Raw genomic sequence first — 26,352 nt, 5'->3', positions numbered from 1 at the left:
GCTCAGCCGAGCTGCCCGACCGGCCTCGTTCGGCGTCTCCGGACAACAAACTCTTGCTGCAACTTTCTGCAAGGGCTACAGTCTGGGTCAGCCGGCGGCGGGGAGCGCCCGGCTCGGGAGACCACGCGGAGCGCAGAGGCTCGGTCGCCCGGCGGTGCGTTCGCACGTCCGACTCCCCGGTGACAAGGGAGTCCTCATGCCAGCACCTGCCCCCAGGCGGTCCTCCAGACCGCGCCGCACCACAGCCTCCCTCGCGGCGATATCGGTCGCGCTGACCGGGCTGACCGGCTTCACGGCCGTCGCCAACGCGGCGACCGGCCCCGCGGCGACCGCGAACGATGCGCCGCGCACCTTCGCGCTCGTCGGCAGCCTCCAGGACGAGGCGGGCTGTGCGGCGGACTGGGACCCGGCCTGCGCCGCGACCGAGCTCGTGCCGACCGGCACCGACGGCGTCTTCTCGGCCGACTTCCAGGTGCCCGCGGGCACCTACGAGTACAAGGTCGCCGTGAACGACTCGTGGGACGAGGCGTACGGCCTGAACGGTGGCGCGGACAACATCCCGCTCGTCGTCGGCGGCCCCACGACCTTGCGCTTCACGTTCGACGACGTCGCCAAGCGCGTCTCGCTCGCGCCCGTCGGGCTCGGAGGAGCCTACGACGAGGCGACCGACGCGCCGATCGTGACCCCGCCCGTGCGCCAGCCGGGCTCGGACGAGCAGTTCTACTTCGTCATGACCGACCGCTTCGCGGACGGCGACCCGACCAACAACGAGGCCGGCATCGAGGGCGGTGCGCTGCGCTCGGGCTACGACCCCACGAACAAGGGCTTCTACCAGGGTGGCGACATCCAGGGCCTGCGCGACCAGCTCGACTACATCGAGGGACTCGGGACCACCGCGATCTGGCTCACGCCGTCGTTCAAGAACAACCCGGTCCAGGGCGAGGGCGAGAACGCCTCGGCGGGCTACCACGGCTACTGGGTCACGGACTTCACGCAGATCGACCCGCACCTGGGGACCAACGCCGAGCTCGAGGCGCTCATCGACGAGGCGCACGCCAAGGGCATCAAGGTCTACTTCGACATCATCACCAACCACACGGCCGACCTGATCGACAACGAGCAGAAGCAGTACTCGTACGTCGACCAGGCGACCGCGCCGTACAAGGACGCAGCGGGCAACGTGTTCGACCCGGCCGACCACGCGGGCAAGGACACGTTCCCCGCGATGGACCCCGCGACGTCGTTCCCCTACACGCCCGTGGTCGCCGACGACGCGAAGGACGCCAAGGTCCCCGCGTGGCTCAACGACACGACGCTCTACCACAACCGCGGCAACTCGACGTGGTCCGGCGAGTCGGTCACCTACGGCGACTTCGACGGCCTGGACGACCTCATGACCGAGAACCCGCGCGTCGTGGACGGGTTCGTCGACGTCTACCAGGGCTGGGTCGACCTCGGCATCGACGGCTTCCGCATCGACACGGTCAAGCACGTCAACTTCGAGTTCTGGGAGACGTGGACCACCGAGGTCCTCGACTACGCCCACTCGAAGGGCAAGGACGACTTCTTCATGTTCGGCGAGATCTACGACGCCGACGCCGCCAAGCTCTCGCCGTACGTCCGCAGGACGGACATGAGCTCGGTCCTCGACTTCGCCTTCCAGTCCTCGGCCGCGAGCTTCGCGAGCGGCAACAGCGCCAAGGGCCTGTCCCAGCTCTTCGCGAGCGACGACATGTACACGACGCCCGACTCGTCGGCCTCGGCGCTGCCCACCTTCCTCGGCAACCACGACATGGGCCGGATCGGGTACCTGCTGCAGACCACGGGTGACGCGCAGCGTCGCGACGAGCTCGCGCACGACCTCATGTACCTCACTCGCGGCCAGCCCGTCGTCTACTACGGCGACGAGCAGGGCTTCGCGGGCGTGGGCGACGGCAAGGACAAGAACGCTCGTCAGTCGCTGTTCGCGACCCAGGTCGGCGAGTACGCGGACCAGCCGCTCGTCACGGGCGAGACGGCCGGCAGCCAGGACCGCTACGACACCACGTCGCCGCTCTACACCCACATCGCGGAGCTCTCCGCGCTGCGTGCCGACAACCCGGCGCTCGCCACCGGGGCTCAGATCGAGCGCTACACGGACTCGGGCGCGGGCGTCTACGCCTTCTCGCGCGTGGACCGCACCGAGAAGGTCGAGCACCTCGTGGGGCTCAACAACTCGACCGCGGCCAAGACGGTCGGCTTCACGACGCTCACGCCGGGAGCGACGTACACGCCGCTCCTCGGGGGTGACCCCGTCACGGCAGGTGCCGACGGCACGGTCTCGCTCACGGTCCCGGCCCTGGGCTCGGTCGTCCTGAAGGCCGACCGTACGGTGGGCGTCGAGTCGACGGGCGACGTGTCGGTCACGGTCCCGGCCGCGGGAGCGGGACTCACCGGGGTCGCCCCGGTCAGCGCGGACGTCGACGACGCCGCGTGGTCCGAGACCAGCTTCGCGTGGCGCGTCGTCGGGTCGGACGAGTGGCAGGGCCTCGGCACGGCCGAGGACACCTCGCCGCGCGTCTTCCACGACGTGAGCGACCTGGCGAAGGGCACGCTCGTCGAGTACCGCGCCGTGACGGTCGACGCCGACGGCGACCGGGCCGCGTCCTCGACGTTCGCGAGCGTGGGGAACGCGGTGAGCGGTGACGAGGAGGTCGAGCCCCCGACGGACATCGACCTGGTCACCGTCCCCGGCAGCCACAACTCCGAGATGGGGTGCGCGGGCGACTGGGCTCCCGGCTGCGAGGCCGCGAAGCTCACCAAGCGCGCCGACGGCGTCTACGCGGGCACGTTCGACGTCCCGGCCGGGACGTACGAGTACAAGGTCGCGATCAACGGCTCGTGGGACCTCAACTACGGCGTGGGCGGCGCGAAGGACGGCTCCAACGCGACGTACACGACTGCGGGCGGCCCGGTGACGTTCTACTGGGACCCGGTCTCGCACGACTTCTCGAGCACGGCCCAGGGCCCGATCGTCACGGTCGCTGGCTCGTTCCAGGACCAGCTCGGCTGCTCGGCAGCTTGGTCTCCGGACTGCCTGGGGTCGTGGTTGCGCGACCCGGACGGTGACGGCGTCTATACGTTCACGACGTCGGCGCTCGCCACGGGCGCCTACGAGGGCAAGGTCACGCACGGCATGAGCTGGGCCGAGAACTACGGCGTCGGCGGCGTCAAGGACGGCCAGAACTACTCGTTCAGCGCGACCGAGGGCAAGGCCGTCACCTTCTCCTACGTGCTGGCGACGCACGTCCTGACGATCGAGGTGGCGGACCCGCCGCTGCCCGGCACGGGCCAGCAGGCGGCGCACTGGGTGAGCAAGGACCTGGTCGCGTGGCCGCGCGACCTTCTCGCCGGGGCGGACCCGGCGACGCTGGGCTGGACGCTCCACTCGGCGCCGACGGGCGGCCTGAGCGTCGCCGACGGTGCGGTCGTCGCTCCGGAGGGGGCGTCGTCGTACTCCCTCGTCCTGGACCCTGCCGGCCTGCCCGACGACGTCGCAGCCGACTTCCCGGCCCTCGCCGACGCGGTGGCCCTGCGGGTCACGGGCACCGACGGCGAGCCGATCTCCGTGGACGCGGCGACCGCCGCGCTCACGGGTCAGCTCCTGGTCGCCCAGCGCGGCGGACCCGCGGCCGACGCACCGCTCACCGCGACGACCGGGGTGCAGCTCCCGGGCGTCCTGGACGACCTGTTCGCCGAGGGCGCCGCGGACCGCACGCTCGGCGCGAGCATCTACACCAACGGCAAGTGGGCGTCGTTCGCGCTGTGGGCCCCCACGGCCAAGAAGGTCACGCTCCTCGCGTGGCCCGGCACGGGCGACGCCGCGGACCTGAAGACCGAGGACGCCCGGCAGTTCCCTGCCGAGCGCCAGGCGGACGGGACGTGGACGGTCGACGGGAAGGACGCCGACAAGAAGTTCGGCTGGGTCGGTGCCCGATACCTCTACGAGGTCGAGGTCTTCGTCCCGTCGACCGGCAAGGTCGAGACGAACGTCGTGACCGACCCGTACTCGCTCGGGCTCACGCTCAACTCGACGCACTCGGTCGTGGTGGACCTCGACGCGAAGAGCACGCAGCCGAAGGTGTGGAAGGACACCAAGGCTCCTGTCGTGGAGCGGGCCGTCGACCAGACGATCTACGAGCTGCACGTGCGGGACTTCTCGATCGCCGACGCCACTGTGCCGGCCGACAAGCGCGGCACGTACCTCGCGTTCGGGGAGAAGAAGTCGGCCGGCATGAAGCACCTCGCCGAGCTCGCCGACGCGGGCCTGACGACGGTGCACCTGCTCCCGACGTTCGACATCGCGACCATTGAAGAGGACCGGGCCGAGCAGTCGGTCACCGGTGACCTGAGCGGCTTCGCGCCCGACGGCACCGAGCAGCAGGCGGCCGTGTCCGCGATCCAGGGCACGGACGGCTTCAACTGGGGCTACGACCCGCTGCACTTCTCCACGCCCGAGGGCTCGTACGCCGTCGACGCGGAGGGGGCCGCGCGCGTCGCCGAGTTCCGCACCATGGTCGGGTCGCTGCACCAGACCGGGCTCCAGGTCGTGCTCGACCAGGTGTTCAACCACACCGCGGCCAGCGGCCAGGACCCCAAGAGTGTGCTGGACAAGGTCGTGCCCGGCTACTACCACCGCCAGAACACGACGACCGGCGCGGTCGAGACCAGCACGTGCTGCCAGAACCTCGCGACCGAGCACGCCATGACGGGCAAGCTCATGGTCGACTCGGTCGTCACCTGGGCCCGCGACTACAAGGTCGACGGCTTCCGCTTCGACCTCATGGGGCACCACTCGAAGCAGAACATGCTCGACGTCCGGGCCGCGCTCGACGAGCTCACGCCGAAGAAGGACGGCGTGGACGGCAAGGCCGTGTACCTCTACGGCGAGGGCTGGAACTTCGGCGAGGTCGCGGACAACGCACTGTTCGAGCAGGCCACGCAGGGCCAGCTCGGCGGGACGGGCATCGGCACGTTCTCCGACCGCCTGCGCGACGCGGTCCACGGCGGGTCTCCCGTCGACGGGGCGTCGACGTTCACGCAGGGCTTCGGCACGGGCCTCGCGACCGACCCGAACGGGCAGCCCGCCCGGGCGGGGGAGCCTGGCACGGTGAACGACGGGTCTCCCGACGAGCTCGCAGCGCTGGGGCACGAGACGGACCTGGTCCGGCTGGGCCTCGCGGGCAACCTGCGCAGCTTTACGTTCACGACCTCGACGGGCGAGACCCGGCGCGGCGACGAGATCGACTACCGGGGTGCGCCCGCGGGCTACGCGGACTCGCCCGAGGAGATCATCAGCTACGTCGACGCGCACGACAACGAGACGCTGTTCGACCTGCTGACCCTCAAGCTGCCGGCGGACACGTCGATGGCCGACCGGGTGCGCATGAACAACGTCTCGCTCGCCACGACGGCCCTGTCGCAGACGCCGTCGCTGTGGCACGCGGGCACCGACCTGCTGCGTTCCAAGTCGCTCGACCGCAACAGCTACGACTCGGGCGACTGGTTCAACGCGATCGACTGGACCGGGACCGAGAACGGGTTCGGCAAGGGTCTGCCGCTCGAGGCCGACAACGGGGAGAAGTGGCCGCTCATGGCGCCGCTGCTCGCGAACCCGGCGCTCAAGCCGGTCGCGCAGGACATCGAGACGGCGTCCGACAACGCGGCCGACCTGCTGCGGCTGCGGTCCTCGACGGACCTGTTCCGCCTGGGCAGCGCGGACCTCGTCAACGAAAAGGTCACGTTCCCCGACGCGGGGACCGGCCAGACGCCCGGCGTGATCGTCATGAGCATCGACGACACGGTCGGGGCGGACGTGGACGAGGAGCTCGACGGCGCGCTCGTCGCCTTCAACGCCTCGCCCGAACCGGTCACGCAGACGGTCGCGGGGCTGGCGGGCCGCCAGTACGCGCTCTCGCCGGTCCAGGCCGAGGGGCACGACGACGTGGTCAAGGCGACCACGTGGGACGCGGTGACCGGCACGGTCACGGTCCCGGCGCGCACGGTCGCGGTGCTCGTCGAGCCGCGTGCCGCGAAGGTCGAGCTGACCGCCTCGGCGCGCACCCAGTGCGTCGCGGGCCGCGTGACCGTCACGGTCAGCGCGGTCAACGCCGGCGCAGTCCCCGCGACGGTCAGGGTCGAGACGCCGTTCGGTGCCAAGACCTTCACGGGGGTCCTGCCGGGCAAGTCCGCCCAGCAGACGTTCGCGACCCGCCAGACGCAGGTCCCCGCCGCCACGGCCACTGTCACGGGCACGGCGACGATCGACGGCAAGGAGGTCCGGACGGGCTACGACGTGTCGTACGCCGCGCGTGAGTGTGGCTAGCGCCTCCGGGTGAACGAGCGAGAGCGGAGCTCGTGCGCGACGTGCCGGACACGTCGCGCACGGGCTCCGCTCTCGGTGCGTGCGGGGACTAGACCGCGTCGAGCCGGGCCCGCACCTCCGGGTCGAGGTCCAGGTCCGCCGCCCCGAGCAGCTCGTCGAGCTGCGCGACGGTGCTCGGCCCGATCACCGGGATGACCGGCACCGGGCCGCCGAGAAGCCACGCGAGCGCGACCTGGTTGGGCGTCGCGCCGATCTGCCGCGCGACGTCGTGCAGCACGCGCCGACGCTCGAGCGAGGTCGGGTGCCCGTAGCCCTCCCACAGCTCCTTGTCGTCGCGCACCATGGCGCCCTGCAGCAGAGGGGAGTAGGCCGTGACCGCGAGCGGGGGCCGCTCCTCGCTCCCCGTCGAGCGCGCGTAGTCGAGCAGCTCGGGCGAGGCCCAGTTGTGCCGGTCGGGGTCCGGGGTCGGGTAGAGGTAGCTGAGCTGCTCCTGGACCACCCCGTACGGCGCGACGCCCTGACGCAGCGCCTCCTCGCGCGCCTCGACCACGCGCCACAGCGCGACGTTCGAGATGCCCGAGATCCCGACGGCGCCCTCGGCCTGGAGCTTGCCGAACGCCCCGACGGTCTCCGCGAGCGGGGTGTCGAGGTCGTCGACGTGCCCGTAGAGCACGTCGAGGTGGTCGACCCCGAGGTGCCGCAGGCTCTCGTGCGCCTCCCAGGCGATCGTCTCCGCGGCCAGGCCCTGGTAGTTGGTCGGGGGAGTGCTGGACAGGGGCAGCGTGCGGTCCTTCTGGGCCGCGCCGAGCTTGGTCGCGATGCGGACCTGGTCGCGCGCGCCGCGGCTCACGAGCCAGCGGTTGAGCAGGTCCTCGCTGTCGCGCCCGTGCCCACCGGCCCAGAGGCTGTAGTTGTTGGCCGTGTCGAGGAAGGTCCCGCCGGCCTCGAGGTAGCGGTCGAGGATCGCGAACGAGGTCTCCTCGTCCGTGCTGGTGCCCATGAGCATGGTGCCGAGGCAGAGTGTGCTGACGTCGAACGACGTCCGGCCGTCGCCGAGGGTGCGGTAGCGCATGGTGGTCTCCTGCGAAGAGTGCTGCTGGTTGACGGTCTCCACGCTAGGAGTCGAGCGGCCTGGGTGTACGGTCCATTGGCATGGCATCTGACCAGACCAATGTGCGGCGCGAGCACGAGGCGAGGGTGCCGCCCCGCTCGCCTCGTGCGTCCGGTCCGCCCAGCCCCGGCCCGACGACGGCGCTCGCCTGGGAGACCGTCCTCGACCTGGGCACGGGGCCCGGCCCGCTCCACCGGCGGCTCGAGGACGCGGTGCGCGAGGCCGTCCACCTCGGACGCGTCCCGCCCGGGGCGGCCCTGCCCCCGAGCCGCGTGCTCGCCGACACCCTGGGCGTCTCGCGCTGGGTCGTGACCGAGGCCTACGGTCAGCTCGTCGCCGAAGGGGCACTCGAGTCCCGGACAGGGTCGGGGACCAGGGTCCCGCTCACGGCCCGGACCGGCACCCGGGCGACCGGCCCCGAGGCCCGGGCGACGCCGTCGGGCACGGGAGGGCTGCCCGCACCCCGGGCCCGACTCGACCTGGGGCCGGGCGTGCCCGACCTGCGGCACGTACCGCGCGCCGCCTGGGTCCGCGCGCTGCGCGAGGCCCTCGCCGAGGCGCCCGACGCGGACCTCGCGGCCCCCGACCCCACCGGCCATCCCGCGACGCGGGCGGCGCTCGCGGACTACCTCGCCCGCGCCCGGCACGTGCGCGCAGGCGGGGGCGACGTCGTCGTGACGCACGGCGCCGACGACGCCATGCGGCGCGTCGCGGCGGCGCTCCACGGGGCCGGGCACCGGGCCCTGCTCGTCGAGGACCCGAGCTGGTCGCGCCTGCGCGAGACCGCGGCCGCCGCGGGGCTCACGCCCGTGCCGATCCCGGTCGACGGCGACGGGATCGACGTCGACGCGCTCCTCGCCGCGGCGGGCCGGACCGGTGCGCGCGCCGTGCTCGTGACGCCCGCCCACCAGTTCCCCACGGGCGCGGCCCTCTCGCCCGCGCGGCGCGAGGCGCTCGTGGGGTGGGCGCGCGACGTCGACGGGCTGGTCGTCGAGGACGACTACGACGCCGAGTTCCGCTACGACCGTCGGCCCGTGGCCGCGATGCAAGGGCTCGCGCCCGACCGCGTGGTGCTGCTGGGCTCGCTGAGCAAGACGCTGTCGCCCGCGTTCGGGCTCGGGTGGGCGGTGCTGCCGCCGGGGTGGCGGGACCCGGTGGTCGACCGGGGCGGGGCCGGTCCGTCGACGACCGACCAGCTCGCGCTCGCGCGGTTCGTGACGTCCGGCGCGTACGAACGGCACCTGCGCGCTGCGCGGGGACGGTTCCGACGGCGCCGGCAGGCGCTGGTCGAGGCGCTCGGGAAGGCGCTGCCCGGGACGCTCGTCACGGGGATCGCCGCGGGCATGCACGCCGTGGTCGAGCTGCCGGACGGCGTCGTGGCCACGGACGTGGTGCGCGAGGCGGCGCTGCGCGAGGTCAACGTCGCGGCGGTCGAGCGGTACCGGGCGACGGCCGCCGGTCGCGACGCCGGGAGGGACCGGCTCGTCGTCGGGTACGGCAACCTCGCGGACGCGCGCGTCGAGGAGGCCGTGGCGCGGCTCGCGGCGGCGGTGCGGGCCGCGGGGAGGTAGGGGCGCGCGGTGCTGGCGCTGGCGTGGGCGGGTCGCAGGGAGGCAGGTGGTCGGTCCGTATGCTCGGGCCATGGTTCGCGCGGGGGAGAACACGTCAGAGGTCAGCGGCTCGGGCACGTCGGCGTTCGCCGGCGACGACGCCGAGGCGCGAGGACCGGCCGAGCGGCGTCGCACGGTCCTCGCCCTGGTCGTCAGCGTGGTCCTCGTCGGGGTCCTGATCGGTGTCGCGGCCGTCGTCATCGGCCTGGTCGTCCCGGATGCGCCCGACCGCACGGCCGACGTCGAGGCCACCGCGCGCCGGGACGCGTTCCTCGACACCTTGGTACCCATGCCGGGAGTGGTGGACCTCGTCGAGCCTGCCAGCATGGTGCAGACCGGCTACGACGCCCGCTCCGAGACGATCGACGTCACGGTCTCCGGCACACCCGCCGAGCTCGAGGAGGTGTTTGCCGCACTGTGCGAGCACGGGGGCCGAGAAGGGGACCACGGCGCCGACTACCTCTTCGCCGTCACGACCGACGCGGCGCCCATGACCCTGCAGTGCGAGGACCCTGCCCTGGCGGGCCGCCTGGCCGCGCTCGTCGACCTTGCCCGCGACGTACCGCCGTCGGCGGTCGAGGGCGTCAGGATCGCCGTCTCAGGCGCTGACGTGTCGGTCTGGGCGCGACCCGCCCCGGAGGCGCTGCCCGAGGCCTGGCGATGGGTCTCCCCGTGGACCACGGGCGTCCTCGACCTGGGGCTCACCCCGGTCGAGGTCCGGCTGGCCACGGAGCCGTGACTGCGCCGAGCGTGCAGCAGTGGCGCGCAGGTCAGCGGAAGACGATCGTCCGGTGCCCGTCGAGCAGCACGCGGTGCTCGGCGTGCCAGCGCACGGCCCGCGCGAGCGTGCGGCGCTCGACGTCCTCGCCCAGCGCGACCAGGTCCTCGACGGCGCGCGAGTGGTCGACGCGCTCGACGTCCTGCTCGATGATCGGTCCCTCGTCGAGGTCGCCCGTCACGTAGTGCGACGTCGCGCCGATGAGCTTGACGCCGCGGTCGTGCGCCTGCGCGTAGGGGCGGGCGCCCTTGAAGCTCGGCAGGAACGAGTGGTGGATGTTGATGACCTGGCCCGACAGGTCGCGGCACAGGTCGTCGGACAGGATCTGCATGTAGCGCGCGAGGACGACGAGCTCGACGTCGAGCTCGGCCACGAGCTCGCGCAGGCGGTCCTCGGCGGCGGCCTTGGTGTCGCGCGTGACGGGCACGTGGTGGAACGGCTTGCCGTAGAACGCGGCGATGTCCTCGAGGTCGCGGTGGTTGCCCACGACGCCCACGACCTCGATCGGCATGCCCTGCGAGCGCTCGCGGTAGAGCAGGTCGACGAGGCAGTGCGCGGCCTTGGAGACCATGACGAGGGTGCGCACGCGGCGCCCGACCACGTCGAGGTTCCACGTCATGTCGAACGACTCGATCACGGGGGCGAGGGCGCCCTCGAGCTCGTCGCGCGACGCGGTCGACTCGACCTGGACGCGCATGAAGAACAGCCCGGACAGCGGGTCGCCGAACTGCTGCGACTCGGTGATGTTGCCACCGTGCTCGGCGAGCGTCCCCGTGACGGCGTGCACGATCCCCGGACCGTCCGGGCAGGACAGCGTGAGGACCCAGTGGGTCGGCGTGGACGCGTCGGGCGCGCCGGAGGCAGGAACGTTCGACAGAGAGGTGCTGGACACGGTCCCAGGGTAGCCGCGCCGTCGCGCGTCCACCGGCTCCGTCCGGGCCGCGTCCGGCCGACCGCCTGATAGGCAACAAAGTTGTCTTCCATTGTGCAGTGCGCAACGGAGGGTGCCACGACGTGGACCGCGCCGCGAACGGGTGCATAACCTCCCGGAACCGGCGCCACCGACGACGCCGGCCCCCGAGTCGATGACGGAGTCGATATGAAGAAGTCCCGCCTGGCGGCGTTCGGCGTCGCCGCCGTGCTGGCCCTGACGGCCTGCGCCCCCACCCAGTCCACGATCACCGAGGCCGAGAACGACGAGAGCACGGGCACGCTGCGCGTCTGGCTCTTCGCCGAGGTCAACCAGGACCCCAAGGCCGCGGTGGTCGACGAGGCCGTCGCGGAGTTCGAGGCCGAGCACGACGGCGTCGAGGTCGACGTCCAGTACATCCCCGTCGACACCCGCGCCGAGCGTTTCAACGCCGCGTTCAACGACCCTGCCTCAGCCCCCGACGTCGCCGAGTTCGGCAACACCGACATCGCGGCCTACGTCGCCGCGGGCGGTCTCGCGGACGTGACCAAGGAGGTCGCGGCCTGGGACGAGTCGGGCGACCTGACCCCCTCGATCGCCGCCACGACCGAGATCGACGGGGCGACCTACGGGGTCCCGTGGTTCATCGGCGTCCGCGCGCTCTACTACCGCACGGACGTCTTCTCCGAGCTGGGCCTGTCCGTCCCCGCGACGCTCGCCGAGATCGAGACCGCGGCGCGCGCGATTCGGGCCGCCAAGCCCGAGATGGTCGGTATCGCGGCGGGCGGCGCGTACCAGTACGCGGCCATGCCGTTCCTGTGGGCGGGCGGAGGAGCGCTCGCGACCCAGGGCTCCGACGGCGCGTACACCTCGGCGCTCACCACGCCCGAGTCCCGTGCGGGCGTCACGGCGTACACGAACCTCCTCGCCGACGACATCTGCCCCTCGGCCCTGTGCGCCGAGTGGACCGGCAGCGCGAGCGTCCAGCAGTTCGTCGCGGGCACGGCGGGGATGGTCGTGGGCGGCGACTTCAACCGCAAGGCCGTCGACGAGTCGGCCGTGGGCGCCACGTACGCGATCGTCCCGCTCCCGGGCGAGAAGGCCGGCGAGATCGCCCCGGCGTTCGCGGGCGGCAACAACCTCGGCGTCTTCAAGAGCACCGAGCGCAAGTCCCTCGCGGTCGACTTCATGACGCTCCTGGGCGGGAAGAAGTACCAGGAGAAGATGTTCGACGCGATGGGCAACCTGCCCACGTTCACCGACGTCCAGGAGAAGGTCGCGGCGGCGACGCCCGCGATCGAGCCCTTCACCGAGACCCTCGCGGCGGGCACCGAGTTCGTCCCCTCGACCCCGGCGTGGACCCAGATCGACGCCCAGGGCGACATCAAGACCATGCTCCAGACCGTCGCGACGAAGCAGGCCACGGTCGAGCAGGCCACGCAGACCGCGGCCGCCGCGATGGACAAGGCGTTCTCCGAGGCCCCCTGATGACCTCGCTCACCACCGCACCGGGGGCGGGCAGCACGTCCGCCCGCCCCCCGCGTCCCGCGCGTCGCTCCCGGACCGGGACCTCCCGGCTCGAACCGTGGGCCTACCTGCTGCCGGCCGCCGCGATCCTCGTCGGCCTGCTCGGGTACCCGCTCTACCAGCTCGTCGTCACGTCGTTCTACGACTACCGCCAGGCCAACGTCACGGGCGGGGCGCCGCTCGAGTTCCTGGGTCTGGGCAACTACACCCAGCTCTTCGGGGACGCGAAGTTCTGGACGGTCCTGCTCAACACGACGGTCTTCGCGGCCGGCTGCGTCGTCGCGACCCTCGCGCTCGGCTCGGCGCTCGCGGTCCTCGCGACCCGGGTCAGCCGGTGGGTGCGCTCGGTCCTGTTCCTCGCGGCGCTCGGCGCGTGGGCCACGCCCGCGATGACGGGCTCCGCGGTCTGGCTCTTCCTGTTCGACCCGACGCTCGGGCTCGTCAACAAGACGTTGGTCAACGTCGGCCTGTCGGGCTTCGCGGGGCACTCGTGGACGGCCGAGAAGTGGCCGGCGTTCGCGCTCGTGGGCGCCGAGGTCGTGTGGTGCTCGTTCCCGTTCGTGCTGGTCACGGTCTACGCGGGCATCCTCGCGATCCCGAGCGAGCTGCTCGAGGCCGCTCGCCTCGACGGTGCGTCGATGCCGCGCATCGCGCGCTCGATCATGGTCCCGATGCTGCGCCCGATCATCATCATCGTGACGATCCAGTCGATCATCTGGGACTTCAAGGTGTTCACGCAGATCTACGTCATGACGAACGGCGGCGGGATCGGCGGGCAGAACCTCGTCCTCAACGTGTACTCCTACCAGCAGGCGTTCGCGTCCAACCTGTACGGGCTCGGGTCGGCGATCGGCGTCGTCATGACGCTCCTGCTGCTCGGGGTCACGCTCGTCTACCTGCGCCTGCTGCGCCGATCAGGGGAGGTCCTGTGAGCACCAGCGTCACCGCCGGCATGCCCGACGCCGGAGCGTCCGTCGGGCGCGGCACCTCACCGTCCGCGGTGCGGGGCACGGGCTCCCCGGACGCCGGGGCGACCACCGCGCGGGGCGGGGCGGGCGCGGGCGGTGCGCGGCGCCGTCGGGCGTGGAAGAACCCCGGCTCGAACGCCGTGGCGCTCCTGGTCGCGCTCGTCGTCGCGTTCCCGCTCTACTGGATGGTCCTGTCGGCCCTGCGACCCAAGGCCGCGATCGACGCGGGCGACGCGTCGCTGTTCACGACGGACCTCACGCTCGACTCGTTCGTGCGGGTCCTGACGGTCAACGACTTCGGGCGGTTCTTCCTCAACTCGCTCGTCGTGGCCCTGGCCGTGGTGGTCCTCTCGACGATCTGCGCGTTCCTCGCGTCGGTCGCGCTCACGCGCTACCGGTTCCGCAGTCGCACGACGCTGCTCGTGATCGTGCTGATCGCGCAGATGGTGCCCATCGAGGCCCTGACGATCCCGCTGTTCTTCCTGTTCCGGAACATGGGGGCGTCCGTCCCCGCGCTCGGCCTCAACCAGCTCGGCTCGCTCGTGCTGGTGCACCTCGCGTTCTCGATCCCGTTCGCGATCTGGATGCTGCGCGGCTTCGTCGCGGCCGTCCCGGTCGAGCTCGAGGAGGCCGCGCGGATCGACGGGGCCAAGAGCTTCCGGTTCGTGCGCTCGATCCTGTTCCCGCTCGTGTTCCCGGGCGTGGTCGCGGTCAGCGTGTTCTCGTTCATCTCGACGTGGAACGACTTCCTGTTCGCCAAGACCTTCATCATCTCGGCGCAGGAGAACCAGACGCTGCCCCTCGCGATCCTCACGTTCTTCAAGGACGACCAGAACGACTGGGGCGCGATCATGGCGGGCTCGGTCATCATGACGGTGCCCGTGCTGGTCTTCTTCGTGCTCGTGCAGCGTCACCTGGTGTCCGGGCTGGCGGGGGCGGTGAAGGGCTAGGTGAGACGGTCACCATTCCACCCGCGGACGCGCACCGCGGGGTCGCCCGTTTCTGACACGATGGGACCATGACCGACACGCCGATGACCATGGACCTCGTCACGGACGAGCACGCGGGGGAGCTCCTCACGCTCCGCCGGGCAGCGTTCGTCACCGAGGCGCAGCTCTACGGGGACCCGAACATCCCGCCGCTCACGCAGACGCTCGCCGAGCTCAAGGCGGACCTGGCGACCCAGGGCGTCATCACGCTCGGGGCGTGGCAGGGGCCGCGCCTGGTCGGGTCGGTGCGCGTGGAGATCGAGGGCGGCAAGGCCACGCTCGGGCGGCTCGCGGTGGCCCCGGACCTCCAGGGCCGCGGCATCGGCACGCAGATGCTGTTCGCGGTCCTGCCGCACCTTCCTGAGGAGACCACGGAGATCTGGGTCTTCACGGGCAAGGACTCCAAGCAGAACCTGGAGCTGTACACGCGCCACGGCTACGAGGAGCAGTACGACAAGGCCGCGGGCGACCTCACGTACACGTACCTGCGCCGCATCCTGGGTGAGGCCGAGGCGCGCAACGCGAGCGACGCCCAGGGCTGAGCCCGTCCGCCCGCGAGCGAGGCGCGTCCCCCGTGCGGGGGCGCGCCTCGCCCGCGTCTACGGCTCGTCCCACGCGTAGGCCCGGACGTGGTCGACGAGCATCCGCGCAGGTAGCGGGGTGCTCTCGTCGGGCGGGCCGGGCCAGTCGCCGCCGACCGCGAGGTTGAGCAGCAGGAAGAACGGGTCGTCGAAGACCCACGGGTCACCACCGGTGTCGGCGGGGGTCCTGCGCGAGTACTCGACGCCGTCGACGTACCAGGTGATCGCACCCGGGGCCCAGTCGACCGTGAAGGTGTGGAAGTCGTCGGCGAACCGCTCACCGTCCGGGAGCGTGGTCGACGCGTGGATCGCGCCCGCGCCCGAGTACCCGGGGCCGTGCAGGCTGCCCCACACCGTGCCCGGCTCCGCGCCGACGTTCTCCATGACGTCGAGCTCGCCGCTCGCGGGCCACGGCTCGGTGGTGAAGATGTCCTGGCCCAGCATCCAGAACGCCGGCCAGGTGCCCTGCCCGCCCGGGATCTTGATGCGCGCCTCGAAGCGCCCGTACTGCTGGGCGAAGCGGTCCGCGGTGATGAGCCGCGCGGACGTGTACTCGCAGCGACCGTAGTGGCACCACAGGTCGCCGGGGTTCTCCCGACGGGCCGTGATGACGAGGTGGCCCTCGCCGTCGGTCGAGGCGTTGCCCGGGCTGTCGGTGTAGTACTGCAGCTCGCCGTTGCCCCACCCGCTGCCGCCCGTCTCGAGACGCCAGCGCGAGGGGTCGGGCGGGGCGCCGGCCGCGCCGTCGAACTCGTCGGCCCAGGTCAGGGGCCCGGGCGGGGCCCCCATCCGGGGAGCCCCGGGCCCGGACGCAGGCGGCCCGACGGCGGCGGCCGCCAGGGTGGCGAGGCCCACCACGACGATCACGGCGGCGACGAGGACGCCCGGGCGAGGTGCGCGACGCGGTGCCTTGCGCGGGGTCGGTCGCATGTCACTCCTCGCAGGTCGAGACGTCCTCGGCGTAGCGCAGCCACGCCGGGAGGTCGGCGACGAACGCGTCGCGGACGTCGGCGGCGCCCGCTGCCCGCCAGTCGACGTCGTCGTCGATCTCGATCTCGTACTTGTCCCACTCGAACCAGTTGACCATCTTGAGCTGCGGGAACCGCTCGTGCGTCTCGGGCGAGAACACCTGCCGCCACCAGGCCCGCTTGATGTCGAGCTCGGCGGCCCCGCCGCGCGAGGGCGTGTAGATCGCGGCGGTCTCCGGCACCGCCACGGGGTGGCCGTGCTCGATGCCGTAGACCGTGTAGAAGTCCGGCACCGCGGCGTCGTCCCCCGCCGTGCCCACGTACGTGCCCGTGAGCATCGCGAGGAACTTGCCGTCCTCGGGGACCTCGTTGTTGCCCCACGGGCGCTGGTTGCCCCAGTGGTAGAGCGAGACCCCGACCCAGTCCACGGCGTCGTCCCCCGGGAAGTACGGCAGGTAGCTGTCGTCGGTCATGGTGAGCGTGCCGTCGCCGTCGGTGTCCAGAGCCGCGTAGTCGGCCGACCCCGGCAGCGCCGCGAACTGGCCGCCCGTGAACGGGTACCCGCCGCCGTAGTTGGGCGCCCACATCATGGCCGTGCCCGGCGCCTCGGCATGGACCGCGGCCGCGACCCGACGGAACGTCTCGACGTACGCCGTCGGCTGCTGGCCCCACGCGTACCAGGAGCCGTTCATCTCGTGCGCGAACCGCAGCACGACCGCGACCCCCTGCTCGTTGACGTCCCGCAGGTCGTCGGCGAGCGTCGCGACCACCTCGTCCGACATGGCCGCGAGCCCCGCGTGCGGTTCGAGCGTCAGGAGCAGCACGCCCCCGTTGGCCTTCATCTGGGTGACCGCGCTGACCGTGTGCTCCCACGTCTCGCGGTCGTAGGGGACGTCGGAGAACTGGACCGCGACCGCCGGGGCGTGGTCGAGGTAGGTCCGGTGCTCCTCGAGGGTCTCCGACGCCCAGTCGAGGTTGACGCCGAGCAGCGTGCCGTCGTCGGGCACGATGCTCGCCGCCTCCGCGGTGCACGCCGCGGCCACGGGAGCCTCCGGGGTCGCGGGCGGACCGGCCACGGCGAACCCCGCGCCCACCGCGCCGACCCCCAGCATCATGACCACGAGCGGCGTCACGAGGCCGGGCCGGCGACGGCCGCCCGGGAGGTAGAACGCCATCAGGAGGCCCGGGACGCGAGGAGACCCCGCGCCTCGTCGTGGCCGCCGTAGATGCGCGTGACCGTGTCGAGCCGCAGCGCCGTGAACGCGTGCTGCAGCGCGGCCGAGGCGCCGAAGATCCGCAGGTCCCCGCCGCGCGACCGGACCACGCGCAGCAGGTCGAGCAGGCCCGCCACGCCCGAGGGCGACACGCCGTCGACCCCCGAGACGTCGAGCAGGACGAGCACCGGACCGTCGGCCACGGCCGACGACACGGGCTCACGCAGGGACAGGACGGCGGCGGCGTCGAGCCGCCCTCCGGTGGGGAGGTCGATGCTCGTGACGGGATGGGTCAGGGTGAGGTCGGGTGCGCTGACGAAGGCGGCCATGGCGAGCTCCTGGGGACGTGGCGGACGGTGAGGTCTAGCGGGACTTCCGTCGGGTCGAACGTGGTCGGGAGTGCGTCGTCGCCGTCGAGCACGTCGCCCACGGCCTGGGCCGCGAGCAGTGCGACGGACGGGGGGACGGGGTCCCCGACGGTGTCGCCGGGCCCCGTGTACCGCGCAGCGCGCAGCGCGGCGGACAGGAGGGCCAGGTCGACAGCGACCCAGCCCAGGGTCAGGAACGTGGCGGGCGCCGAGGCCTCGCCCGCGAGCATCCGGGTCACCCCGACCGCCGAGGCCACGAGCAGGACCACGGTCACGACGACCTGCGGCAGGACGTGCCGGTAGCCCGTGCCCGTGGCCTGCTTGGTCTTGGACGTGACCGAGAACGCGACGTGCCGGCCGAGGAACACCGCGGAGGCTCCCGAGAGCGTCGCAGCGATCCACGTGGGGAACAGTGCGAACGACATCTGCTGACCCCGCCACAGCCCGCGGCTGCCCTTGCCGGACACCTGGAAGAGGAGCTGGCAGGCCACGAAGAACGGCAGGAAGTGCAGGAAGAACAGCGCCGGGTCCGCATGCAGGGGGAAGACGCCGAGCGTCAGGAAGAGCACGGGCGCGGCGAGGTAGACCAGAGCGGCGAACCCGCTCAGGTAGCTCGTCATGGTGCCCAGGTACATGAGCCGCTGGGCCAGCGAGAGCCCGCGGACCAGGAGCGGGTTGTCCCGGAAGAAGACCTGCATCGACCCCGTGGCCCAGCGCAGGCGCTGCGACAGCGCCGTGCCGACGTCCTCGGGCGCGAGCCCGTGCACGAGCACCTCGTGGTGGTAGACGCTCGTCCACCCCATCGCGTGCAGGTGCATCGCCGTGGCCATGTCCTCGGTGATCGTGGTCGTGTCGAGCGGGTTGATCGTCAGGGCCTGGTCCGTGCGGGCCACGTCGACGCGCTCGAGCACCCCGTCGAGCTCGGCGAGCAGCTCGCCCGCCACGTCCTCGGGCAGGGACGGGGTCTCCTGGATCTCCGGCGGCTCCACGGTCCCGGTCGCCGCGGTCGCCGCGGTCGCCGCGGTCGCCACAGGCGCGACAGGTGCGACAGGCGCGACGGGCGCCTGGACCAGGGCCGCGGTGAAGGCCGATCGCAGCTCCGAGGTGATCTCGGCGAGCACGTCGCCGCGCCGGAACTGCCCCTCGGCCCGGCGCACCGCGGCCAGGGCCTGCTCGGCGACGGGCATCGCCGAGGGCTCGCGCACCGCGAGCTGGCTCAGGAGGTCCTGGAGCCGCGACCGGCCTGCCCGGAGCGCGGCGCGCATCGCACCGCGCGCGTCCCGCGAGAACCGGGTCAGCCCCAGCGCCATGAGCGCCTCACGCCGCAGCACCGCGTTCGACCCGCAGAAGAAGGCCGCGCCCCAGCCGTCCTTGCCCTGCTGGATGGGACCGTAGAACAGCTCGGCCTGCGTACCCAGCGGGTCGCTCGGCGGCACGTTCCAGAAGTGCTGCGGCGTCTGGACGAACGCGACCTCCTCGTCCGCGAAGTAGCCCAGGACCCGGTCCAGGAAGCGCGGCTCCGGGACCTGGTCGGCGTCGAGGATCGCGACGAGGTCGCCGCTCGTGCGGAACAGCGCGTTGTTGACGTTGCCCGCTTTCGCGAAGCGTGGCCGCCCCTCCCACTCGGGACCGCGCGTGATGTAGCCGACGCCCACGCGGGACGCCGCGACCTCGAGCTCGGGCCGGTTGCCGTCGTCGAGGACCCACGTCGCGTGCGGGTACGTCATGTCGCGCGCCGCGATCGCGGTCCGCAGGACCAGGTCCACGGGCTCGTTGTACGTCGTGACGAACACGTCGACGCTCAGGCCCTCGGGGGCCGGGGGAGCCGGGGGCCGGCGCCTCGCGTTCCACATGGTCAGCGAGTACAGGACGGTCTCGCCCAGGCTGTACGTCTCCGCCACGACCAGGGGGACCGCGATCCACCAGGCGTCCCACGCCACGGTCCCCGTCCAGCGCCACCCGATGTACACGAGCCCGAAGGCCACCGCGACCACGGCCAGGAGCCGCACCGCGGCCAGTCTGCTGCTACCCATGCGTTCTCCTCCGTCGGACGACGAGAGACGGCAAGCGGGACCGGGACGTCGAGCGACGAGAAGGTCGGCGCGCGGCGGCTCGAGAGCGGCGGCGGCGATGACGTCGGGACGGGCAGCGACACCCCTGCGTGCCGGTCACGACGACGGGCGGTCCGGTCGAGCGGACCCCCGGTGGTGTCGTGCCTCGAATGTAGAGCGGGTGAAGTTCGCAGGGGAAGCGGTGCGCGGGGCGGTCTGCGCCGTTCGTCCGGTCTGCGCCCGGATCTCCACAGGCCGGCAACCCGGCGGTAACGCCAGGGCGCGCCGGTCCCTGTCCCGTTCACCGCGACGACACGTCGGGGCGCTCGCGGACGGGCGCCTTCCCGCGCCGGTGCGGCCCGCTGGTGCGGCCCGTGGGTGCGGCCCGCCGGGACCGTCGACGTGGCAGGGCCTTCCCGCCGCGCGGAGGCAGGTCGGATCCTGCGTCAGGCCAGGCGGGCTGCCCGACGCGGAGCGGCGACAGCGCCCGTGATCGCCGCGATGATCTCCTCGTAGCTCGTGCCGGGCCCGGAGAACGAGCCGTTGTTGCGCCCGTGGCGCAGGACCTCGATCCGGTCCGCGACGGCGCGCACGTCGGTCATGTTGTGGCTGATGAGGATGACCGCGTGCCCCAGGTCGCGCAGGCGCTCGATGTGCGTCAGGACCTCCGCCGTCTGTGACACGGACAACGAGGCGGTGGGCTCGTCGAGCACGACGATGCGCGGGTCGCCGAGCAGCGTGCGTGCGATCGCGACGCTCTGGCGCTGGCCGCCCGACAGGTCGGAGACGAGCGTGCGGACCGAGGGGATGCGCGACGTGAGGTCGCGCAGGATCCGGCGCGCGTTGTCCTCCATCGCGGCCTCGTCGAGCCGCGGTCCGTGGCGCAGCTCGCGCCCGAGGTAGAGGTTGGACACGACGTCGAGGTTGTCGCACAGCGCGAGGTCCTGGAAGACCGTCGCGATCCCGAGCGCGTGCGCGGCCGCCGGGTTGGGGATGGTGACGGGGACGCCGTCGGACTCGATGATGCCCGCGTCCGGGACGAGGACGCCCGCGATGACCTTGGCGAGCGTCGACTTGCCCGCGGCGTTGTCGCCGACGAGCGCGACGACCTCGCCGCGGTGCACCTCGAGGTCGATGCCCTCGAGCGCACGGACCGCGCCGAAGGACTTGTCGATGCCGTGCAACGACAGGGCGGGGAGGGCGGAGCTGCTCACGTTCTGTCACCTGTTCGTGCTCGGGCGCCCTGGGGCGCCGTCGTGCCCGCCACGTCGTCGTGGCGAGACGGTCGTGCGGTCGCGGTCATGGTCGGTCTCCCGGAGACGGGGGGCCGGAGTCTCCTGCGGCGACGAGGCCCACGGGGCCGGGTGCCCCCGGGGCGAGGCGGACGTCGCTCGTGACGTCGGTCGACTGGAGGGCGAGCGCGAGCGCGCCCATGACCTCGGCGCGCGCGCCGAGCTCGCCCAGCACGACCTCGACCGGGGCGATCGTGTTGGGCACGAGGTGGCGCCGGACCGCGTCGCGCAGGGGGCCGGCGAGGATCTCGCCGGTCTCCGCGAGCTCACCCCCGACGACGATGACCTGAGGGTTCATGGCGCTCGCGAGCGTCGCGACCGCGATGCCGATGCGGTCGCCCGCGTCGGCCACGACGCGTCGGCAGCCAGGGTCTCCGTCGACCGCGCGGGAGATGACGTCGCGCAGGGTCATGTCCCCGTGGCTCGTGCGCAGCAGGTCGAGCAGCGCGCCCGACCCCACGACGGTCTCGAGGCAGCCACGGTTGCCGCAGCGGCAGATGGGTCCGGCAGGGTCGACCTGGACGTGGCCGATCTCGCCGGCAGTCCCCGCGTACCCCCGGTGGACGTGCCCGCCGACGACGACGCCCGCCCCGGTCCCGTACGAGACCCGGACGAACACCGAGTCGCGATACGCGCGGGCGGCCCCGAGCTCGGCCTCGGCGAGCGCGGCGAGGTTCGCGTCGTTGTCGACGACGACGGGGCGAGCGAGGCGCTTGGACATGACCTGTCCGACGTGCAGGTCGTCCCAGCCGCGCATGATGCCGCGCACCGAGATCATCCCGGTCGAGATGTCGACCGGGGCGGGCAGGGCCATGCCGACCGTCAGGAGCTCGTCGGTCGAGGCGCCGATGCGTTCGAGGAGGTCCATGACGAGCAGGGCCGCGCGGTCCAGCCCCGTGTCGACGCGGTGGTCCACGGGCAGGGGCATCTGCTGCTCGGCGACGATCGTGCGGCCGAAGTCGCCGAGCGCGACCTTGAGGTGGCGGTGGCCGAACTGGATGCCCGCGACCAGACCGAGCTGGCGCGCGAGCGTGACCTTGAGCGCGCGGCGTCCGGAGCGCGAGGTGGGTCGGGTGTCGACGACCCCTGCCTGGGTCAGCTCCTTGACGATGGTCGAGACCGTCGCCGTGGACAGCCCCGTGGCCTCGGCGAGCTCGACCTGGGTGAGGCCGCCGTAGCGCTTCACCGCATCCACGATGCGTGTTCGGTTCGCTTCTCGGAGTGAGGTCTGCGAGCCGGGTGTGGACCGGTCGTTGTTCACAGGCAGCAGCGTACACGCTGGTGAGGGCCGGAGAACCGAGGCGACACGGGCCTTTTCCGGGGGTGCAGCGGTGGTACCGCTTCCACTCTGAGTTTGAGTCTCGAACACAATTAGGTCACGAACTGGTTACTGCGCTTGACGCTCTAACTCAAGCCTGGCTAGTTTCGCTCCAGTGCCGACCGAGGCAACGCGGACCCCCCTCCGCGGCTCGGAGGCGACGCGGGCCTCACAGCCGAGGCCCGCCCCCTGGTTCGACGACGAAAGGGAATGACGATGACGTCAATGCGCAAGGCGGTCGCGGCCGCTGCTGGGATGACGCTCCTGTTCGGTGCCCTCACGGCATGCAGCTCCGAGCGTGCGGGCAGCGAGTCGGGCGGCGGCGAGACCGGCGGTGGCGACACGCCCCTGATCGGCATCGCGATGCCGACCCGCAGCCTCGAGCGCTGGAACAACGACGGCGCACACCTCGAGGAGCTCCTCGGCGACGCCGGCTACGAGACCACGCTCCAGTACGCGGACAACAAGGTCGACCAGCAGATCACCCAGCTCCAGAACATGATCAACCAGGGCGCCGACGTGCTGGTCATCGCCTCGATCGACGGCACGGCCCTCGGCCCGGTCCTCGACGCGGCCGCCAAGGAGGAGATCCCGGTCATCGCGTACGACCGCCTCATCAACGACTCGGAGCACGTCGACTACTACGCGACGTTCGACAACGAGAAGGTCGGCACGCTCCAGGGCGAGTTCATCGCCGAGCAGCTCGGCCTCGAGGGCGGCGCCGGACCGTTCAACCTCGAGCCCTTCGCCGGGTCGCCCGACGACAACAACGCCCGCTTCTTCTTCAAGGGTGCCTGGGACGTCCTGACCCCCTACGTCGAGTCGGGCCAGCTCGTCGTGCCCTCGGGCAAGGCACCCGCCACGGTCGACGACTGGACCACGATCGGCATCCAGGGCTGGGAGTCCGCCAAGGCCCAGTCCGAGATGGAGAACCGCCTCAACTCGTTCTACACGGACAAGAAGGTGAACGTCGTCCTCTCGCCCAACGACTCGCTCGCGCTCGGCATCGAGCAGGCGCTCGAGGGCAGCGGCTACTCCGCCGGAGAGGGCTGGCCGCTCGTCACGGGCCAGGACGCCGACGAGGCCAACGTGAAGAACATGCTCGCCGGCAAGCAGGCCATGACGGTCTGGAAGGACACCCGGACGCTCGGCGACCAGGTCGCCAAGATGGTCCAGCAGATCGTCGACGGCGAGGAGGTCGAGGTCAACGACACCGAGACCTACGACAACGGCGTGAAGGTCGTGCCCTCGTTCCTCCTCGACCCGCAGGTCGTGACCGCCGACACCGTCCAGACGACGCTCGTCGACTCCGGCTTCTACACGGCCGACAAGCTCGGCCTCTGACCGGTCGCACCGTGCCCGGCCCCGGGGCAGCAGTCCCGGGGCCGGGCACGGTCCGCGCAGCACGACGGGCGAGACGGTCGTCCGACCCGCGGCACCGCCGCGGCGACGGGCCACCACGGAACGGACGAGTGAGGAGCTGACCCATGGCCAGCGAGAGCAACATCCTCGAGATGCGGGGGATCACCAAGGAGTTCCCCGGCGTCAAGGCCCTGCAGGACGTCACGCTGGACGTGCGCCGGGGCGAGGTCCACGCGATCTGCGGGGAGAACGGGGCCGGGAAGTCGACCCTGATGAAGGTGCTGTCGGGCGTCTACCCGCACGGCACCTACGACGGCACGATCGTCATGGACGGCGAGACGTGCGAGTTCAGGACCATCCGCGACAGCGAGGCGCGCGGGATCGTCATCATCCACCAGGAGCTGGCGCTCGTCCCGCACCTGTCGATCGCGGAGAACATCTTCCTCGGCAACGAGAAGGCCTCCGCGGGGATCGTCGACTGGCACCGCACAACGAGCGAGGCCGCGGCCCTGCTCGAGCGCGTCGGCCTGTCCGAGAACCCCGCGACCAAGTCGATGGACATCGGCGTCGGCAAGCAGCAGCTCGTCGAGATCGCCAAGGCGCTGTCCAAGCGCGTGGACCTGCTCATCCTCGACGAGCCCACCGCGGCGCTCAACGACGAGGACAGCGCCCACCTGCTCAAGCTCATCGACGAGTTCCGCAGCCACGGGATCACCTGCATCATCATCAGCCACAAGCTCAACGAGATCGCCGCGATCGCCGACCGCGTGACGATCATCCGCGACGGCGCGACGATCGAGACCCTCGACCTGCACGGCACCGAGCTCGTGACCGAGGACCGCATCATCCGCAGCATGGTCGGGCGCTCGCTCGACAGCCGTTTCCCGGACCACGAGCCGACCATCGGCGAGGAGGTGCTGCGCATCGAGGACTGGACCGTGCACCACCCGATCGACACCGAGCGCGTCGTGGTCGACCACGCGAACCTGTCCGTGCGCGCCGGAGAGATCGTCGGCATGGCCGGGCTCATGGGCGCAGGTCGCACCGAGCTCGCGATGAGCGTGTTCGGACACTCCTACGGGGCGAAGATCTCCGGGACCGTCTACAAGAACGGCACGCCCATCAGGACGCGCAGCGTCTCCGAGGCCATCGGGCACGGACTCGCGTACGCGACCGAGGACCGCAAGCGGTACGGCCTCAACCTCATCCAGACCATCCGGGAGAACATCTCGGCCTCCGCGCTCGGCAAGGTGTCCCGCTGGGGCGTCGTCGACTCGCAGGCCGAGACCCAGGTCGCCGAGCGCTACCGCACGGACTTCCGGATCAAGGCGCCCACCGTCGAGGCGATCGCCGGCAAGCTCTCGGGCGGGAACCAGCAGAAGGTCGTCCTGTCGAAGTGGGTGTACTCCGACCCGGACGTCCTCATCCTCGACGAGCCCACGCGCGGCATCGACGTGGGCGCGAAGTACGAGATCTACGCGATCATCAACGCCCTCGCCGACGCCGGCAAGGCCGTCGTCGTCATCTCGTCCGAGCTCCCCGAGCTCATCGGCCTGTGCGACCGCGTCTACGCGATGAGCCAGGGCCGGATCACCGGAGAGGTGGCGCGAGCCGACGCCACCCAAGAAGCACTGATGCACTACATGACCATGGACAAGGGAGTCGACGTCCGATGAACGCCGTCAGGGAATACCTCGGCCGCAACGTCCGCCAGTACGGCATCGTCGCGGCACTGCTCGTGATCGTCCTGCTCTTCCAGGTCCTCACCGACGGGCGCCTGCTCTACCCGAACAACGTCGCGAGCCTCATCCAGCAGAACGCCTACGTGATGATCCTCGCGATCGGCATGGTCATGGTGATCGTCGCCGGGCACATCGACCTGTCGGTCGGTTCGGTCGTCGCGTTCGTCGGCGGGCTCTGCGCCATCATGATGAGCCAGTGGGAGCTGCCGTGGCTGCTCGCCGTGGTCCTGTCCCTCGGGGTCGGGGCGCTCGTCGGGATGTGGCAGGGCTTCTGGGTCGCCTACGTCGGGATACCGGCGTTCATCGTGACTCTCGCGGGCATGCTCATCTTCCGCGGCCTCGCGATCGTCCTGGTCGGCACCACGGTCGCGGGCCTGCCCAGCGGGTTCATCGCGATCAGCAACGGCTCGGTGCCCAACTGGTTCGGGTTCGTCGGCAACCTCGACGTCGTGACCCTCGTGATCGGCGGGATCGGCATCGTCGCGTTCGCCGTGGCGCAGTGGCGCTCGCGGATGTCGCTGCGTCGCCACGAGCTCGCGGTCGAGCCGCTGCCCGCGTTCGTCGTCAAGATCGTCCTGGCCGCGGTGCTCATCGGGGTCGTGACGTACTGGCTGTCGCTCAGCTCGGGGGGGACGCCGATCGTGCTGCTCATCGTGGGCATCCTCATCATCGCGTACTCGTTCGTCCTGAACCGCAGCGTGTTCGGCCGCCACGTCTACGCGATCGGCGGCAACCGCCACGCGGCCGTGCTGTCGGGCGTCAACTCGCGCCGCGTCGACTTCGGCATCTTCGTCAACATGGGCGTGCTGGCCGCGGTCGCGGCCGTCATCACGACCTCGCGCGCCGGTGCCGGCGTGGCCGCGGCGGGCATGAACTACGAGCTCGACGCCATCGCCGCGTGCTTCATCGGCGGCACCGCGGTCGCGGGCGGCGTGGGGCGCGTGTCCGGGGCCATGATCGGTGCGCTCATCATGGGCGTGCTCAACATGGGTCTGTCGATCATGGCCGTCGACGCTGCCTGGCAGCAGGCGATCAAGGGCCTCGTCCTGCTCCTCGCGGTCGCGTTCGACCTGCTGAGCAAGAGGCGCGCCGCGCTCTCCTGAGCCGGTGATCAGGAGGTGACGGGGGGAGGGCGCACACCCTCTCCCGAGGTCACGGACCAGCGGGGGGGGGGGGGGGGGGGGGGGGGGGGGGGGGGG

General features: G+C 71.7%; 18 protein-coding genes. 10 read left to right on the top strand and 8 right to left on the bottom strand.

Annotation, left to right across the window (positions count from 1 at the left end; genetic code table 11):
• The first annotated feature begins 196 nt into the window (after positions 1 to 196).
• A complete protein-coding gene (gene pulA, locus H9640_RS04040) occupies positions 197 to 6,364 on the top strand; it encodes a pullulanase-type alpha-1,6-glucosidase (protein ID WP_191789418.1) in 6,168 nt (2,055 codons plus the stop codon).
• Between the two features lie 88 nt (positions 6,365 to 6,452).
• On the opposite strand, the gene H9640_RS04035 is transcribed toward pulA, so the two are convergent.
• Positions 6,453 to 7,478, bottom strand: a complete 1,026-nt coding sequence (locus H9640_RS04035; RefSeq protein WP_318243633.1) for an aldo/keto reductase — start codon at positions 7,476 to 7,478, stop codon at positions 6,453 to 6,455.
• Between the two features lie 38 nt (positions 7,479 to 7,516).
• On the opposite strand from H9640_RS04035, the gene pdxR reads away from it, so the two are divergent.
• Positions 7,517 to 9,046 carry a MocR-like pyridoxine biosynthesis transcription factor PdxR gene (gene pdxR / locus H9640_RS04030; protein WP_191789417.1) on the top strand — a complete coding sequence of 510 codons (1,530 nt, stop codon included), beginning with the start codon at positions 7,517 to 7,519 and terminating at the stop codon, positions 9,044 to 9,046.
• Positions 9,047 to 9,116: 70 nt separating this feature from the next.
• Positions 9,117 to 9,824, top strand: a complete 708-nt coding sequence (locus H9640_RS04025) for a hypothetical protein (RefSeq protein WP_191789416.1) — start codon at positions 9,117 to 9,119, stop codon at positions 9,822 to 9,824.
• A gap of 31 nt (positions 9,825 to 9,855) precedes the next feature.
• Here H9640_RS04025 and purU read toward each other — a convergent pair whose 3' ends face one another.
• Positions 9,856 to 10,755 (bottom strand): formyltetrahydrofolate deformylase, encoded by a 900-nt coding sequence (purU, locus tag H9640_RS04020; RefSeq protein ID WP_318243632.1) that lies wholly within the window; start codon positions 10,753 to 10,755, stop codon positions 9,856 to 9,858.
• A 207-nt stretch (positions 10,756 to 10,962) separates the two neighbouring features.
• Here purU and H9640_RS04015 point away from each other — a divergent pair, with 207 nt between their 5' ends.
• The 4 genes from H9640_RS04015 to H9640_RS04000 all read left to right on the top strand — a co-directional run bounded on the left by H9640_RS04015 (position 10,963) and on the right by H9640_RS04000 (position 14,799).
• The gene (locus tag H9640_RS04015; protein ID WP_191789415.1) at positions 10,963 to 12,261 is read left to right on the top strand and encodes an extracellular solute-binding protein; all 1,299 of its coding nucleotides are present in this window, start codon (positions 10,963 to 10,965) and stop codon (positions 12,259 to 12,261) included.
• Positions 12,261 to 13,232 (top strand): carbohydrate ABC transporter permease, encoded by a 972-nt coding sequence (locus H9640_RS04010; protein ID WP_191789414.1) that lies wholly within the window; start codon positions 12,261 to 12,263, stop codon positions 13,230 to 13,232. Before H9640_RS04015 ends, H9640_RS04010 begins: the two co-directional genes overlap by 1 nt.
• Positions 13,229 to 14,218 carry a carbohydrate ABC transporter permease gene (locus H9640_RS04005; protein ID WP_318243631.1) on the top strand — a complete coding sequence of 330 codons (990 nt, stop codon included), beginning with the start codon at positions 13,229 to 13,231 and terminating at the stop codon, positions 14,216 to 14,218. The genes H9640_RS04010 and H9640_RS04005 overlap by 4 nt, the downstream gene beginning before the upstream one ends.
• 68 nt (positions 14,219 to 14,286) lie before the next feature.
• Positions 14,287 to 14,799, top strand: a complete 513-nt coding sequence (locus H9640_RS04000) for a GNAT family N-acetyltransferase (protein WP_138825356.1) — start codon at positions 14,287 to 14,289, stop codon at positions 14,797 to 14,799.
• 57 nt (positions 14,800 to 14,856) lie between these two features.
• Here the strand turns inward: H9640_RS04000 and H9640_RS03995 are convergent, their stop codons facing one another.
• The 6 genes from H9640_RS03995 to H9640_RS03970 all read right to left on the bottom strand — a co-directional run bounded on the left by H9640_RS03995 (position 14,857) and on the right by H9640_RS03970 (position 21,992).
• Positions 14,857 to 15,768: a glycoside hydrolase family 16 protein gene (locus tag H9640_RS03995; protein ID WP_191789413.1), complete on the bottom strand. Its 912-nt coding sequence runs from the start codon at positions 15,766 to 15,768 to the stop codon at positions 14,857 to 14,859.
• 1 nt (position 15,769) lies between these two features.
• Positions 15,770 to 16,981, bottom strand: coding sequence for a glycoside hydrolase family 26 protein (locus tag H9640_RS03990; protein ID WP_225226650.1), 1,212 nt, complete (start codon positions 16,979 to 16,981; stop codon positions 15,770 to 15,772).
• Positions 16,981 to 17,349: an STAS domain-containing protein gene (locus tag H9640_RS03985; RefSeq protein ID WP_191789412.1), complete on the bottom strand. Its 369-nt coding sequence runs from the start codon at positions 17,347 to 17,349 to the stop codon at positions 16,981 to 16,983. Before H9640_RS03985 ends, H9640_RS03990 begins: the two co-directional genes overlap by 1 nt.
• Entirely contained in the window at positions 17,313 to 19,421 is a 2,109-nt protein-coding gene (locus tag H9640_RS03980) for a glycosyltransferase family 2 protein (RefSeq protein WP_191789411.1), read from the bottom strand. Before H9640_RS03980 ends, H9640_RS03985 begins: the two co-directional genes overlap by 37 nt.
• Positions 19,422 to 19,885: 464 nt before the next feature.
• Positions 19,886 to 20,653: an ATP-binding cassette domain-containing protein gene (locus tag H9640_RS03975; protein WP_138825348.1), complete on the bottom strand. Its 768-nt coding sequence runs from the start codon at positions 20,651 to 20,653 to the stop codon at positions 19,886 to 19,888.
• 85 nt (positions 20,654 to 20,738) lie between these two features.
• The gene (locus tag H9640_RS03970) at positions 20,739 to 21,992 is read right to left on the bottom strand and encodes an ROK family transcriptional regulator (protein ID WP_191789410.1); all 1,254 of its coding nucleotides are present in this window, start codon (positions 21,990 to 21,992) and stop codon (positions 20,739 to 20,741) included.
• A 273-nt stretch (positions 21,993 to 22,265) separates the two neighbouring features.
• On the opposite strand from H9640_RS03970, the gene chvE reads away from it, so the two are divergent.
• From chvE to mmsB, 3 genes are all read left to right on the top strand, one after another.
• Complete coding sequence (gene chvE / locus H9640_RS03965) at positions 22,266 to 23,393, top strand: multiple monosaccharide ABC transporter substrate-binding protein (protein ID WP_225226712.1); 1,128 nt, start codon at positions 22,266 to 22,268, stop codon at positions 23,391 to 23,393.
• Between the two features lie 143 nt (positions 23,394 to 23,536).
• Positions 23,537 to 25,087 (top strand): multiple monosaccharide ABC transporter ATP-binding protein, encoded by a 1,551-nt coding sequence (gene mmsA / locus H9640_RS03960; protein ID WP_191789408.1) that lies wholly within the window; start codon positions 23,537 to 23,539, stop codon positions 25,085 to 25,087.
• Entirely contained in the window at positions 25,084 to 26,256 is a 1,173-nt protein-coding gene (mmsB, locus tag H9640_RS03955; RefSeq protein ID WP_191789407.1) for a multiple monosaccharide ABC transporter permease, read from the top strand. The genes mmsA and mmsB overlap by 4 nt, the downstream gene beginning before the upstream one ends.
• Positions 26,257 to 26,352: the final 96 nt, after the last annotated feature.

Source organism: Oerskovia gallyi (assembly GCF_014836745.1).
Classification (GTDB): Bacteria; Actinomycetota; Actinomycetes; order Actinomycetales; family Cellulomonadaceae; genus Oerskovia; species Oerskovia paurometabola.
The sequence above is the reverse complement of the archived record's forward strand: the minus strand, read 5'-3'. Positions and strand labels throughout refer to the sequence as shown.